Annotated in this window: 15 protein-coding genes and 1 tRNA gene; 11 read left to right on the top strand and 5 right to left on the bottom strand. The window is 64.0% G+C overall.

The features are described from left to right. Positions 1-40: 40 nt before the first annotated feature. The 3 genes from GEU01_RS02985 to GEU01_RS02975 form a co-directional block, all read right to left on the bottom strand. Positions 41-1,936, bottom strand: coding sequence for a cobaltochelatase CobT-related protein (locus tag GEU01_RS02985; protein ID WP_019084885.1), 1,896 nt, complete (start codon positions 1,934-1,936; stop codon positions 41-43). Between the two features lie 18 nt (positions 1,937-1,954). After that, positions 1,955-2,980 carry a cobaltochelatase subunit CobS gene (cobS, locus tag GEU01_RS02980; protein WP_026018458.1) on the bottom strand — a complete coding sequence of 342 codons (1,026 nt, stop codon included), beginning with the start codon at positions 2,978-2,980 and terminating at the stop codon, positions 1,955-1,957. 158 nt (positions 2,981-3,138) lie between these two features. Beyond that, entirely contained in the window at positions 3,139-3,768 is a 630-nt protein-coding gene (locus GEU01_RS02975; RefSeq protein WP_019084884.1) for a J domain-containing protein, read from the bottom strand. Between the two features lie 79 nt (positions 3,769-3,847). On the opposite strand from GEU01_RS02975, the gene GEU01_RS02970 reads away from it, so the two are divergent. Both GEU01_RS02970 and GEU01_RS02965 read left to right on the top strand, forming a co-directional pair. Further along, entirely contained in the window at positions 3,848-4,162 is a 315-nt protein-coding gene (locus tag GEU01_RS02970; RefSeq protein ID WP_010507889.1) for a BolA family protein, read from the top strand. After that, positions 4,159-4,785 carry a LolA family protein gene (locus GEU01_RS02965; protein WP_019084883.1) on the top strand — a complete coding sequence of 209 codons (627 nt, stop codon included), beginning with the start codon at positions 4,159-4,161 and terminating at the stop codon, positions 4,783-4,785. The genes GEU01_RS02970 and GEU01_RS02965 overlap by 4 nt, the downstream gene beginning before the upstream one ends. Before the next feature lie 21 nt (positions 4,786-4,806). On the opposite strand, the gene lipB is transcribed toward GEU01_RS02965, so the two are convergent. Beyond that, on the bottom strand, positions 4,807-5,499 hold the full coding sequence (lipB, locus tag GEU01_RS02960; RefSeq protein WP_010507887.1) for a lipoyl(octanoyl) transferase LipB: 693 nt from the start codon (positions 5,497-5,499) through the stop codon (positions 4,807-4,809). A 60-nt stretch (positions 5,500-5,559) separates the two neighbouring features. Here lipB and GEU01_RS02955 point away from each other — a divergent pair. The 5 genes from GEU01_RS02955 to moaA all read left to right on the top strand — a co-directional run bounded on the left by GEU01_RS02955 (position 5,560) and on the right by moaA (position 9,772). Next, positions 5,560-5,645 (top strand) — tRNA-Leu (locus GEU01_RS02955). A 452-nt stretch (positions 5,646-6,097) separates the two neighbouring features. Next, positions 6,098-6,967 carry a UTP--glucose-1-phosphate uridylyltransferase GalU gene (galU, locus tag GEU01_RS02950; protein WP_019084882.1) on the top strand — a complete coding sequence of 290 codons (870 nt, stop codon included), beginning with the start codon at positions 6,098-6,100 and terminating at the stop codon, positions 6,965-6,967. Then, the gene (gene pgmG / locus GEU01_RS02945; protein WP_019084881.1) at positions 6,964-8,373 is read left to right on the top strand and encodes a phosphoglucomutase/phosphomannomutase PgmG; all 1,410 of its coding nucleotides are present in this window, start codon (positions 6,964-6,966) and stop codon (positions 8,371-8,373) included. Before galU ends, pgmG begins: the two co-directional genes overlap by 4 nt. 133 nt (positions 8,374-8,506) lie before the next feature. Further along, positions 8,507-8,728 (top strand): DUF3553 domain-containing protein, encoded by a 222-nt coding sequence (locus tag GEU01_RS02940; protein ID WP_019084880.1) that lies wholly within the window; start codon positions 8,507-8,509, stop codon positions 8,726-8,728. 12 nt (positions 8,729-8,740) lie between these two features. Next, the gene (gene moaA, locus GEU01_RS02935; protein ID WP_019084879.1) at positions 8,741-9,772 is read left to right on the top strand and encodes a GTP 3',8-cyclase MoaA; all 1,032 of its coding nucleotides are present in this window, start codon (positions 8,741-8,743) and stop codon (positions 9,770-9,772) included. Positions 9,773-9,786: 14 nt separating this feature from the next. Here moaA and GEU01_RS02930 read toward each other — a convergent pair whose 3' ends face one another. Continuing rightward, positions 9,787-10,707, bottom strand: coding sequence for a methyltransferase domain-containing protein (locus GEU01_RS02930; RefSeq protein WP_019084878.1), 921 nt, complete (start codon positions 10,705-10,707; stop codon positions 9,787-9,789). Between GEU01_RS02930 and GEU01_RS22240 the strand changes: the two genes are divergently transcribed. The 4 genes from GEU01_RS22240 to GEU01_RS02915 all read left to right on the top strand — a co-directional run bounded on the left by GEU01_RS22240 (position 10,706) and on the right by GEU01_RS02915 (position 12,287). Beyond that, entirely contained in the window at positions 10,706-11,215 is a 510-nt protein-coding gene (locus GEU01_RS22240; protein ID WP_373321360.1) for a double zinc ribbon domain-containing protein, read from the top strand. The genes GEU01_RS02930 and GEU01_RS22240 overlap by 2 nt on opposite strands. A gap of 67 nt (positions 11,216-11,282) precedes the next feature. Beyond that, the gene (locus GEU01_RS27490; protein ID WP_373321359.1) at positions 11,283-11,474 is read left to right on the top strand and encodes a ComF family protein; all 192 of its coding nucleotides are present in this window, start codon (positions 11,283-11,285) and stop codon (positions 11,472-11,474) included. Positions 11,475-11,544: 70 nt separating this feature from the next. Further along, entirely contained in the window at positions 11,545-11,805 is a 261-nt protein-coding gene (gene grxC / locus GEU01_RS02920) for a glutaredoxin 3 (RefSeq protein WP_010507879.1), read from the top strand. A 23-nt stretch (positions 11,806-11,828) separates the two neighbouring features. Then, positions 11,829-12,287: a DUF1178 family protein gene (locus tag GEU01_RS02915; protein WP_019084877.1), complete on the top strand. Its 459-nt coding sequence runs from the start codon at positions 11,829-11,831 to the stop codon at positions 12,285-12,287. The last annotated feature ends 49 nt before the right edge of the window (positions 12,288-12,336 follow it).

The following is a 12,336-nucleotide window of genomic DNA, read 5'->3' as shown; positions in this document are numbered from 1 at the left end:
ACAGAAAAGCCCCGTCCCACAACCGGAACGGGGCAGGGGCCTAACCGCCACGCCTGCGGCCGCGCGTGGCTTCTTCTTCAAACAGTTCGGACAGTTTCTTCATCATCGTGCCACCCAGTTCCTCCGGGTCGGTAATGGTCACGGCACGGCGGTAATACCGTGTCACGTCATGGCCAATGCCGATGGCCAGCAGTTCGGTGCTGGTGCGCGTCTCGATATGGGCGATGACTTCGCGCAGGTGGTTTTCCAGATATGACCCCGGATTGGCGGACAGCGTGCTGTCATCCACCGGCGCGCCATCGGAAATCACCATCAGGATGCGCCTGCCTTCAGGCCGCGCGGCCAGACGCCGCTGCGCCCAGAGCAGGGCCTCCCCATCGATGTTTTCCTTCAGCAGCCCCTCACGCAGCATCAGGCCAAGGTTGCGCCGCGCGCGCCGCCACGGCATGTCCGCGGCCTTGTAGATGATATGGCGCAGGTCATTCAGCCGACCGGGGTTTTCGGGCTTGCCTTCCTGTATCCACAGTTCCCGGCTGCGACCACCTTTCCACGCACGGGTGGTGAAGCCCAGCACTTCCACCTTGACCGCGCAGCGTTCCAGCGTGCGGGCCAGGATGTCACCACACATGGCCGCCACCGAAATCGGCCGCCCGCGCATGGACCCGGAATTGTCGATCAGGAGGGTAACGACCGTATCGCGGAAATCGGTATCGCGTTCGCGCTTGTACGACAGGGACAGCATGGGATTGACCACGATGCGTGACAGGCGGCCCGCATCGAGCATCCCTTCCTCAAGATCGAATTCCCATGCACGGGTCTGCTGCGCCATGAGCTTGCGCTGCAGGCGGTTGGCCAGCTTGGACACCACACCCTGCATGCTGACAAGCTGCTGGTCCAGCGTCTGGCGCAGGCGGAACAGTTCCTCCGCGTCACACAGGTCCTCGGCGGCTATTTCCTCGTCATACACGGTGGTAAAGGGGTGATAGGTGGGGGTGGCTTCTTCTTCCTCCGCCTCGTTCTCACCGGGGCCACCGGCCTCTTCGGACCCGCTGGCCGATCCGCCCTGTTCGCCATCATCAGGGTCTTCATCACCCGCGCCCGTGCCCTGTGACATCTGCATGGGCAGGGAATTGTCATCTTCCTCCGGCCCTTCGTCCTGGGGCTCGGGCGTGGTGTCGTCGGTCTGTTCCTCGTTTTCGCTGCTTGCCGCCTCCGCTTCGGATGTGCCGTCATCGGCCACTTCGTCCGGCGTGGTTTCCTGCTGCATCAGGTCACAGGCCATAAGCAGCCTGCGCGCGGCCTGTGCGAAATCACGCTGGCTGTCCTGACGCGTCACCATCTCATCCAGCGCGCGCAGGGCGGCGGGCGGCAGGCTGTCGGACCATGCCTTCATAAGGCCGCGCATGGACGCGGGCACGGGACGGCCCGACATGCGCGCGCGCGCCAGCAGCCCAAGGGCAATCGGGGTTGGCAGTTTCGTATGGCTGGGCAGGCGGTCCAGCCCCATATCGGCGCATTCCTGCGCCAGGCGGGCGTCAAGGTTGGCCGCAACCCCTTCCATATGCCGCGCGCCAAGGCTTTCGACACGCGCCTGTTCCAGCACATCATAGACTTCGCGCGCTTCACCCGGCGGTGGGCTGGCGCTGTCATGCAGCGCCACGTCATGATGGCGCAGGCGCAGGGCGGCGGCATCGGCCGCCCCACGCATGCGGGTCACGTCCGCATCCGTCATCCGCCGCGACGGGTGGGGCAGGCGGACATGGGTGCCGGTAACCGAAACCCCCGACGGCACCGGGCCATTGAGGAACGAGACCTCGGCCTGTGCCTGACCGCCCAGCGCACGCACGGCGCCAACCGTCGCGCGCTTGAATCCCTCGGCCTGACGGGCTTCCTGTTCGGCCTGTGGGGAAGGGGGTTTTTTCCGGTTTTCACGCATGCCTTGCCTGCCCTGTCATCAGCCCCTGGGCGCCAGCGGACTGGCGTTGAAGCAGCGCTGGTAATATTCCGCCACCGTCGGGCGTTCCGCCTCGTCACACTTGTTGAGGAAGGTAACGCGGAACGCAAAGGCAAGATCGTTGAAGATACGGAAGTTCTCGGCCCAGCTTATGACCGTGCGCGGTGACATGACGGTGGAAATATCCCCCGCAATGAAGCCCGAACGTGTCAGGTCCGCCAATGCGACCATGCTTTCCACCCGCTTGCGCCCGGCCTCGTCCTTTTTGGGATCAATGCCCATCTTGGCCAGAACGATCGCCGTTTCCTGCGCATGGGGCAGGTAGTTCAGCGTGGTCACGATGTTCCAGCGGTCCATCTGGCCCTGGTTGATCTGCTGCGTGCCGTGGTACAGGCCAGTCGTATCGCCCAGGCCGACCGTGTTGGCGGTGGCGAACAGGCGGAAGAAGGGATGCGGGCGGATCACCCGGTTCTGGTCCAGCAGCGTCAGGTGTCCCTCGATTTCCAGTACGCGCTGGATCACGAACATCACGTCGGGGCGGCCTGCGTCGTATTCGTCAAACACCAGCGCACACGGATGCTGCAGGCCCCACGGCAGCAGGCCCTCGCGGAATTCGGTGATCTGCTGGCCGTCCTTCAGCACGATCGCGTCCTTGCCGATCAGGTCGATGCGCGAGATGTGGCTGTCGAGGTTGATGCGCACGCTGGGCCAGTTCAGCCGCGCCGCCACCTGTTCGATATGTGATGACTTGCCTGTGCCATGATAGCCCTGGACCATGACACGGCGGTTGAACGCAAACCCCGCCAGGATGGCCAGCGTGGTGTCGTGATCGAATTTGTAGGACGGGTCGATGTCGGGCACATGGTCGGTGCGGACCGAGAAGGCGGGAACCTTCATGTCGCTGTCGATACCGAACACGTCGCGCGCCGAAACCTGCAGGTCGGGAGCGGACACGGCCGAGATGTCGGGAAGCGGCGTACCGTTGGCGTCCGCTGCGGCGGTTATCAGGTCTGCGGGTTCGTTCATCTGTTTTTTCTCGTCCGTCGCTTCATGTGTTTTGGCCCGCCATGACAGCACAGGGCGGCATATCAGGCCGTCAGTATAGGTCTACCTGTAACGATCGACCAGTGCCGGGTTTCAGTCCGCATATGGCGCCACGCCCGGAAGCATGTGGCACGGCGCCATCATGCGCTGCGGGCCATGCCGTCGCGCCCGGCGGTGGTGACCAGGTGGGCGCGCACGGTGGCATAGGCGATGTTGATGCCCTTGAACCGTTCTTCGGCCTTGCGGTCGCCGCCATTGGCGTCGGGATGATGCTGGCGGGCGAGGTCCTTGTACCGGGCCTTGAGTTCCTCCATCGACACCGGCCAGCCAAGATCGAGCACACCCAGTGGGTATTTCAGCGCCTGTGGCGCCTCCGCCCGGCGGTCCTCCGCCTGCCGCTGTCGCGCACGGTTGCGCGCGCGGGCCTTTGCCGCCCCCTTCAGCAGGTCCAGCGGGTCAAGCACCTCTTCCTCGCTGAAGGCATGGGCGGCATTGCCCTGTCCCAGCTTCCATGACGGCCGGTTCCATGACGTGTCGGCGCGGATATGCGCCTCGATCTGGCCGGGGGACATGCCACGATAGAAATCCCAGTTCGCATTGTACTCGCGCACGTGCTGGAGGCAGAACCAGAAATAGCTGTTCAGCGCATCGCGCGAACGCGGGGCGCGGTAACCCGCGGGCTGGTCGCAGCCATGCATGTCACAGCAGCGGTCCGGCGCATCGGGTTCGGGGTCAAAGGCGCGGTGCCGGGTGTTCCTTCTCTTCATCATTGTCGTTATGTGCGCCTGTTCATGCTTCGTGCAAGAGCGAAGCTGTGCAATGAATGATCCCGCTATCATGGAGCCGCCAATGGAACAGCAAGCAACCGGCCGGGCCGGACGGATCGAACGCATCATACGCGAACATCTCGCCCCCGTGGAACTGCGCATACACGATGACAGCGCCCGCCACGCCCACCATGTCCATGTACGGGACAACGGCGTACAGGCCGGCGAAAGCCACTATAACGTGCTGATTGTCAGCCCCGCGTTCGAGGGAGTGGGCCGCGTGCAGCGTTCGCGCATGGTGCACGACCTGCTGGCGGGGGAATTCGCGGGGGGCATGCATGCCCTGTCGCTCGTGCTGCGCACGCCTGATGAGCAGGCGCGGATGGACGCGGCATGAAGCCCGCCTTTCCCTTCGCCACGCGGCGGCTGATGATGGGCGGCCTGCTGACACTGCTGGCCGCCTGCGCCGGTACTCCCGTGCAGCAGCAGCCCGACCAGCAGGCGGACATCGCCCGTGTCGAGGCCTATCTCAACACCTCGGACGGGTTGCAGGCCAATTTCGTGCAGACATGGCCCGATGGCGGGAAGGGGCAGGGCGTGATGCATTATGATCCGGGTCGCCTGCGGCTGGATTACGAAACACCGGGGTCGATGAAGCTGGTCGCGGAAAACGGGCACCTGCTGTTTGTGGACCACCGCCGCGAATCGGTTACCCGCATGTCACTGGGCCACCAGCCGCTTGGCCTGCTGCTGGACCAGCCCGTGCACCTGTCGGGACTGATTTCGGTCACGGCGGTGCAGCACGGCCAGAACAGCCTGCAGGTTTCGCTGGCGCGGCGGGACAGCGAATCACAGGGGATCCTGACCCTGGGCTTTTCCGATATCGCGGGAAAGCTGTCGCTGCTGGTGATCGAGATGACGGACGTGGAACGCCAGCATATCCGCCTTGATCTGACGGGCACCACCGTCAGTGGCCAGAAATGGCCTGACGCAATGTTTACCCTGTCGGCCGACAACTAGGCGTGTACCCGGCGCGTGGGCCTACCCCCGCGCACCGGGAATCGGGCCGAAGCATTCCGGCCATGTGGCCGCGAGAGCTGCATCAATTTCGTCCATGCTGACATCCTTGCCCAGCTTCTTCAGGCTGGTGACGCCGTATTCACTGATTCCACACGGCACGATCCCGCCAAAATCACTGAGATCCGGGGCAACGTTGATCGCGATCCCGTGCCAGCTGACCCAGCGTGAGACGCGCACGCCAATGGCCGCGACCTTTTCCTCGCGTCCCGTGGCGGGATCGACCACCCATACGCCAATGCGGTCCGCGCGGCGTTCCCCCTCGACACCAAAATGCCGCAGCGTGCGAATGATCCATTCTTCCAGCGTGTGAACATAGGCGCGCAGGTCGCGCGCGGGCGCCATGCCGTGGGGCCGGGCCAGGTCCAGCATGGCATAGGCAACCCGCTGCCCCGGCCCGTGATAGGTCCACTGCCCGCCACGCCCGGCGGGATAGGTGGGATAGCCACGCGGGTTGAACAGGTCCGAATCCCGTGCCGACGTCCCGGCGGTATAGGTGGGCGGATGTTCCAGCAGCCACACCCGTTCGGGCAGCGTGCCTGCGCGAATTCCACGTGCCTGGGCCTCCATTTCCGCCAGCGCGGCAGGGTAGGGAACCAGATTTGGCGCCCTGTGCCATAAAAACTCGTTTTCAGTCATTGCCCGCGCGCCTTCCATCGGTTATACGCCCCTTCATCGTCATGACGGTATCGCCCAGTCGATCATCGTTGTCACGTTGCGGCCATGGCGGAATGGTAGACGCGCAAGCTTGAGGTGCTTGTGGGGGCAACCCCGTGGAAGTTCGAGTCTTCTTGGCCGCACCAGTTTTCCTGAAAATTGATGAAAAACGAATCCTGCCCCGCCAGGGCAGAATGGCACTCGCCATGTCCATGCAGTTTCGACATGGGCGAGCAATGCGATCCGATGCACGGATGTTCCATATGCATGCATGCCATGCATGCCATGCATGGATGGCACGGAACAGTGCGGGTCATGTCATAAAAAAGTCATAATATTTCCGCACAAAAAGCCGCTATCAGCCTCAGGAGATATGGACAGCGTGGTAACCGGACACCCCCACGGGTGGTTACAAAACGTGTCGTATCAGTGGCGTGTACTGCCGTGAGGACAGAATCGTGATTTAAGTCATGTTTGGTCCTGATAAAGCACGCTACATCATTGCCATCTGGCAACGCCCGCTTGCCTGTTTCCGTCATGTAAACAGTGGGCCGGTCGGTTTTGCCTGTTCCTGTCATGCATCTTGAGGTAAATATTAGTGATTAAGCCCCTTAAAAAAGCCGTATTGCCGGTTGCCGGCCTTGGAACACGCTTTCTGCCCGCCACCAAGTGCGTGCCCAAGGAAATGCTGACCGTCGTTGACCGTCCGCTGATCCAGTATGCGATTGACGAGGCACGCGAAGCCGGGATCGAGGAATTCTGCCTCGTTTCCAGCCGGGGCAAGGATTCCCTGATCGATTATTTCGATATTTCCTACGAACTCGAAGACACGCTGAAGGCCCGCAAGAAGACATCGGCACTGAAGGCCCTGGAAGCAACCCGCGTCATCCCGGGCACCATGCTGTCCGTCCGCCAGCAGGAACCGCTGGGCCTTGGCCACGCCATCTGGTGCGCGCGTGAGTTCATTGGCAACGACCCGTTCGCCATCCTGCTGCCCGATGACGTGGTGCAGAGCAAGAAGTCATGCATCGGCCAGCTGGTTGAAGTCTACAACAAGACCGGCGGCAACGTACTGGCCGTGACCGAAGTTCCGCGTGAGCAGACCGGCAGCTATGGCATCCTTGATGTCGGCAAGGACGACGGCAAGACCGTCGAGGTCAAGGGCCTGGTTGAAAAGCCCGACCCGAAGGACGCACCGTCCACCCTGTCCGTGATCGGTCGCTACGTGCTGACCGCCGACGTGCTGAAGCACCTGGCCAAGCTGGAAAAGGGCGCAGGCGGCGAAGTGCAGCTGACCGACGCCATGGCCAAGACCATCGGCCATGTGCCGTTCCACGGCTATCGCTACGAAGGCAAGCGCTTCGACTGCGGCAGCAAGATCGGTTTCCTGGAAGCCCAGATCGCCTTTGCGCTGGAGCGTGAGGAACTGGCTCCCGGCGTGCGTGAATTCCTGACGAAGTACAAGTGATCTTCCGGCACCGTTTTGATCCGACCAGCCTGCGGGAATATGATATCCGCGGGACGGTCGGCAAGACACTGGGGCCTGAAGACGCCTATGCCATCGGCCGCACGTTCGCAAGCGTCGTGGCCGGTGATGGCGGCAGGACTGTCGTCGTCGGATATGACGGACGCCTTTCGTCTCCCGCCCTCGAGCGTGCGCTGGTGGAGGGGGGCATGGCGTCCGGCATGGACGTGGTGCGCATCGGCTGCGGACCGACGCCCATGCTGTATTTCGCCTCCGCCGATCTGAATGCGGACGGGGCGGTCATGGTCACGGGCAGCCATAACCCGCCGGACCAGAACGGATTCAAGATCGTGCTGGCCAACAGGCCTTTCTTTGGTGCGCAGATCGCGATGCTGGGGCAGATGGCCGCCACGGGCAATGTCGTGGCGCAGGCATCCGGCACCACGCGGATGGTGGATATCAGGGCCGCGTATATCGACCGGCTGCTCCGGGACCATGATCATGATGCCCGCGCGCTGAATGTCGTGTGGGATTGCGGCAACGGGGCCGCGGGTGATGTCCTGTCGCTTCTGGTCAAACGCCTGCCGGGACGCCACCGCGTGCTGAATGCCGCGATTGACGGCCGGTTTCCCGCCCATCATCCCGATCCCACCATACCTGCGAACCTGCAACAGCTGATAACGGCCGTCCGCCAGGACGGGGCCGACCTGGGCATTGCCTTTGATGGCGATGCGGACCGCCTTGGCGTGGTGGATGACACGGGCGCGATCGTGTGGGCGGACCAGCTTCTGCTCATCCTTGCCCGTGATATGCTGCGCGCCCGGCCGGGGGCAACCATCATTGCCGACATCAAGACCAGCCAGGTGGTGTTTGATGAAATCGACCGCGCGGGTGGACGGGCGCTCATGTGGAAATCCGGCCATTCGCAGATGAAGGAGCGCATGGCCGAAACCGGCGCGCTGCTGGCGGGCGAGATGTCGGGACACCTGTTCTTTGCCGACAGGTGGTATGGTTTTGACGACGCGCTTTATGCAGCACTCCGCCTGCTGGATGTGATCTCCCGCCTCGACGGTTCCCTGTCGGATGCGCGGCGCGCGCTGCCTGCTACCGTTTCCACCCCGGAACTGCGCTTCGCCTGTCCCGATACGCGCAAATTTGACGTGATTACGGAAGTCGCCACCCGGCTGGCGCAGGCTGGGGCCGATGTCTGTGATATCGATGGCGTGCGTGTCAGTACACCGGATGGCTGGTGGCTGCTGCGGGCTTCCAATACGCAGGCGGTCCTTGTCGCCCGGGCAGAGGGCGCGACACAGGCGGCGCTGGACCGGCTGAAAGCGGCCCTGTCTGCGCAACTGGCGCAATCTGGCGTGACGCTGCCCGACCATGCGGATCCCGCCACGCCCCATTGATAAAAAAGCTTCACCAGAAACGTTCTCATGTTGCCCGAAACGGTGCATGGACGGGATAGACATATGCGGGCGCAGGCGGTTTTTTTGTTGAATGCCGGGCCATGGGGTTTAATAAGACCCGCACCGGTCCGATATGCCGGTCATGATCCCCATGCAGGAACCGCGCGATATAATGGCCACTCCTCCCTTCCGTTCATTTCTTGTGCCGGGGCAACTCGTAAGCCACCCCGATCACCAGGAATGGGGCGAAGGGCAGGTACAATCCGCCATCGGGCACCGGGTTACGGTCATGTTCCCCCATGCGGGCAAGGTGCTGGTCGATGCCACGGTCGTGCAGCTGACCGTGCTGTCGTAAGGGATCGCCCGCATGAACATCGCCCCGCTGACTGCCCCATTGCCGGACTCCTATGGCCGCCTGCTGACCTACCTGCGCGTATCAGTGACGGACCGGTGCGACATGCGCTGCATCTACTGCATGTCCGAAGACATGACTTTCCTGCCCAAGGCGGAAATCCTGTCGCTGGATGAACTGGGCCGGCTGTGCGCCTCCTTCATCCGCCACGGCGTGCGCAGGCTGCGCGTGACGGGGGGGGAGCCGCTGGTACGGCGCGATGTCATGGATTTCTTCCGGGAAATGGGCGGGTGGCTGAATCGCCCGGACCAGCAGGCCGGACTGGATGAACTGACCCTGACCACCAATGCCAGCCGGCTTGCGGAATTTGCCGATGGCCTGCGCGCCTGTGGCGTGCGGCGGGTCAATGTCAGCCTTGATTCACTCGATCCTGACCGCTTCAGGCGCATTACCCGGCGCGGCAACCTTGCCCGCACGCTGGACGGCATCCGTGCCGCGCGGCAGGCGGGACTGGACATACGCATCAACACCGTGGCCATGGCGGGCGTGAACGCGGATGAATTCGATACCCTGATCGCATGGTGCGGCGAAATTGGCGCGGATCTGTGCCTGATCGAGACCATGCCCATGGGGGAAACCGGCGAGGACCGGACCGACCACTACCTGCCCCTGTCGGATGTACGCCGCGACCTGCAGCAGCGCTGGACGCTGGAACCGCTGACCTATCGCACTGGCGGTCCCGCGCGTTATGCTCGCATTGCCGAAACCGGGCGCAGGATCGGTTTCATAACCCCCATGACCCATAATTTCTGCGAAAGCTGCAACCGGGTCCGGCTGTCGTGTACCGGGCGGCTTTATACCTGCCTCGGGCATGAAGGCTCGACCGACCTGCGCGCGCCATTGCGTGCCGGGGCGGACGATGTGCAGATGATGGACCATGTCCGCGCCGCCATCCTGCGCAAGCCACGCGGGCATGACTTCCTGATCGGCCGCAATGCCGATGACCCCGCCCGGGTCACCCGCCATATGAGCGTCACCGGCGGCTGAAGGGCGCATGCATGTTACGGCGTCCCGCGCAGCGCATCCTCCAGACTTACGCTGAACTGTCCCGGTCGCAGGGGTTGCGGCTGGGTTGGGGCAGGGGACCAGCCTGTCATCATCGCTACATGCAGGTCCTGTTCCATACTGCCGTCCGCGCCCACGGGCAGGCGCCCCAGCGCATCAGCGATCAGTGCCGGATGGGTCAGTCCCCGCGCCCGCGCGCGCAGGGCATTTGTCTCCCCGGCGTTACGCAGATCGGTCAGCAGGCCCATGGGCGTGCGATAGGACAGGTGGATCACATCCGCATCCGCCACCGGCAGCGCAAATCCCGCGCGCTGCAGCAGGCCCGCGCAGTCCCGCAACCCCGGAAAGGGGGAAATGCGTGGCGAAACCCCGCCACGCAGCATCGTTTCAGCCTCCATCAACGCATGGCGCAGGCCACCCAGCGTGGGCAACACCGGCATGCAGGCCAGAAACAGCCCGTCGGGGGCCAGTATGCGGCGTACCTGCGCCAGCACGCCCGGCAGGTCATTGACCCAGTGCAGCGACAGGCAGGCCACCACAAGGTCGAAGCTGTGGGGCGCGAAGGGCAGCCATTCCGCATCCATGCACACTGCCGGTCCCGCATCCGCCGCGCACATGGATGGCGACAGGTCGGTCGTCACGGTTGCGATGCCACGGGCACGCAGCGCCTGCGCCACGACACCACGCCCGCCGATATCCAGGCCTGCGTAAAAGGGACGGGTGACATCATCCAGCCGGTCCAGCAGGCGGTCCGCCGCTTCCGCCAGCACCGGGCGGACATGGCCCACCGTGGCGGCCGCACGGTCGCGGTGCAGGCGCACGGCGTGGCGGTCGAATATCTGCGGCACATCCATGCTCATATCCCCGATGTGCCGCCTTGCCCCGCCGCTGCCAAGCCCACGATCACGTGAACGCATGAACCATCATGCACACCCCTGGTGGCGACGGGCCGGCACCCGCATGCTGGATACGCTGTTTCCGCCACACTGCCTGGCCTGCGGGGCCGATGTCATGCAGGCGGGCCTGTTATGCGCGACATGCGTCAGCCAGTTGCACCTGATCACGTCACCCTACTGCCATCGCTGCGCCCTGCCATTTCCCTCCCGCGCGGCTGGCGGGGCCACGCTGACCTGCACCGCATGCGCCGAAAATCCACCACCATGGCGCGAGGGGCGGGCGGCGATGGTGTATGACGACCTGCCGCGTCAATTGATCCTGCCGCTGAAATATGCGGACCGGACGGAAAACGCGACGCTGCTGGCGCGTTACATGGCGGCAGCAGCCCGGGGACTGGTGGAAAAGGACAGCATTTTCATACCGGTTCCCCTGCATCGGGTGCGCCTGTTTACCCGGCGGTACAACCAGGCGGCACTGCTGGCATGCGCACTGGCACGGACGGCAGACCGGGGCCAGCGTCCTGCCTGATGGGCTTGAACGCCTGCGGGCCACGCCCGCGCTGAAGGGACAGGGCAGGACACGCAGGCAGGCCATCATGCAGGGGGTGATCGGCGTGCGCGGCCACCGGCTGGGTGACATTGCGGGCCGGCATGTCATTGTGGTGGATGATGTCATGACCACGGGCGCCACACTTGCGGCCTGCGCCAGCAGCCTGTTGCGGGCGGGGGCCGCACGGGTTGACGTACTCGCCGCCGCGCGTGCCTGTGGCCAGCACGAACAACAATAGGATAAGCTGGAAATCCAGACCCGTTCCGCCAGCATGGCGGTGGATACATAACAAACCAAGTGAAGGTTCAATGCCGTCTATTGACATCTATACCCAGCCGGGCTGCCCATATTGCATCCACGCAGTCCGCCTGCTGGCGCACAAGGGCGTGCCCTTCAACGAAATCAATGCCCCGCATGGCACGCCCGAACGCGCGGAATCGATCCGCCGGTCGGGCGGACGCACCACCGTGCCCCAGATATTCATCGACAATACGCCCATTGGCGGCTGTGATGACCTGATGGCGCTGGAACGGGCGGGCAAACTCGATACCCTTCTGGGCAAGGGCTGACACGGCACACGGACGGAGAGGGCATGATCCGGTACCAGCTACGCTGTAGCGCAGGCCATGAATTTGAAGGATGGTTTCCCGGCAGCACCGCGTTCGAACAGCAGGCCAAGCGCGGCCTGCTGTCCTGTCCGCAATGCGGGTCGGCGGATGTCACCCGTGCGCTGATGGCGCCAGCGGTTCATACCGCAGGCCCCCAGCAGGCCGGGGACGCAGCACCGCAACCCGCGGCCACGCCACCCGGCCATGCGTCTGGGGGAGTGCCCGACGCCATGATCGCTCTGTTACAGAAAATACGCCAGACGGTGGAGGAACACTGCGACGACGTGGGGGACCGCTTTGCCAGGGAAGCCCTGGACATGCACCGGGGCAGGAGCGCGGCACGCGGCATCTATGGCAGCATGACGCCACAGGAGCAGGCCGAACTGGATGAAGAAGGGGTGGACGTGCACGCCATCCCGTGGGTCCGCCGGGCCGACAGCTAGAGGGAACACGCAAGCGCGCGGCACGCATACACCGCCGCGTCACGCGCCA

This window comes from Komagataeibacter europaeus LMG 18890 (assembly GCF_000285295.1).
Classification (GTDB): domain Bacteria; phylum Pseudomonadota; class Alphaproteobacteria; order Acetobacterales; family Acetobacteraceae; genus Komagataeibacter; species Komagataeibacter europaeus.
The sequence above is the reverse complement of the archived record's forward strand: the minus strand, read 5'-3'. Positions and strand labels throughout refer to the sequence as shown.

What these genes read in the sequence shown, in the direction of transcription:
- lipB (WP_010507887.1), bottom strand. Translation starts at nt 5,499, where the DNA reads ATGGAAGGCGCGCGGGCAATGACTGAAAACGAGTTTTTATGGCACAGG.
- GEU01_RS02965 (WP_019084883.1), top strand. Translation starts at nt 4,159, where the DNA reads ATGAAGCCCGCCTTTCCCTTCGCCACGCGGCGGCTGATGATGGGCGGC.
- GEU01_RS02940 (WP_019084880.1), top strand. Translation starts at nt 8,507, where the DNA reads ATGCCGGTCATGATCCCCATGCAGGAACCGCGCGATATAATGGCCACT.
- GEU01_RS02930 (WP_019084878.1), bottom strand. Translation starts at nt 10,707, where the DNA reads ATGCGTTCACGTGATCGTGGGCTTGGCAGCGGCGGGGCAAGGCGGCAC.
- GEU01_RS22240 (WP_373321360.1), top strand. Translation starts at nt 10,706, where the DNA reads ATGAACCATCATGCACACCCCTGGTGGCGACGGGCCGGCACCCGCATG.
- GEU01_RS02985 (WP_019084885.1), bottom strand. Translation starts at nt 1,936, where the DNA reads ATGCGTGAAAACCGGAAAAAACCCCCTTCCCCACAGGCCGAACAGGAA.
- cobS (WP_026018458.1), bottom strand. Translation starts at nt 2,980, where the DNA reads ATGAACGAACCCGCAGACCTGATAACCGCCGCAGCGGACGCCAACGGT.
- grxC (WP_010507879.1), top strand. Translation starts at nt 11,545, where the DNA reads ATGCCGTCTATTGACATCTATACCCAGCCGGGCTGCCCATATTGCATC.
- moaA (WP_019084879.1), top strand. Translation starts at nt 8,741, where the DNA reads ATGAACATCGCCCCGCTGACTGCCCCATTGCCGGACTCCTATGGCCGC.
- GEU01_RS02915 (WP_019084877.1), top strand. Translation starts at nt 11,829, where the DNA reads ATGATCCGGTACCAGCTACGCTGTAGCGCAGGCCATGAATTTGAAGGA.
- GEU01_RS27490 (WP_373321359.1), top strand. Translation starts at nt 11,283, where the DNA reads ATGCAGGGGGTGATCGGCGTGCGCGGCCACCGGCTGGGTGACATTGCG.
- GEU01_RS02970 (WP_010507889.1), top strand. Translation starts at nt 3,848, where the DNA reads ATGGAACAGCAAGCAACCGGCCGGGCCGGACGGATCGAACGCATCATA.
- GEU01_RS02975 (WP_019084884.1), bottom strand. Translation starts at nt 3,768, where the DNA reads ATGATGAAGAGAAGGAACACCCGGCACCGCGCCTTTGACCCCGAACCC.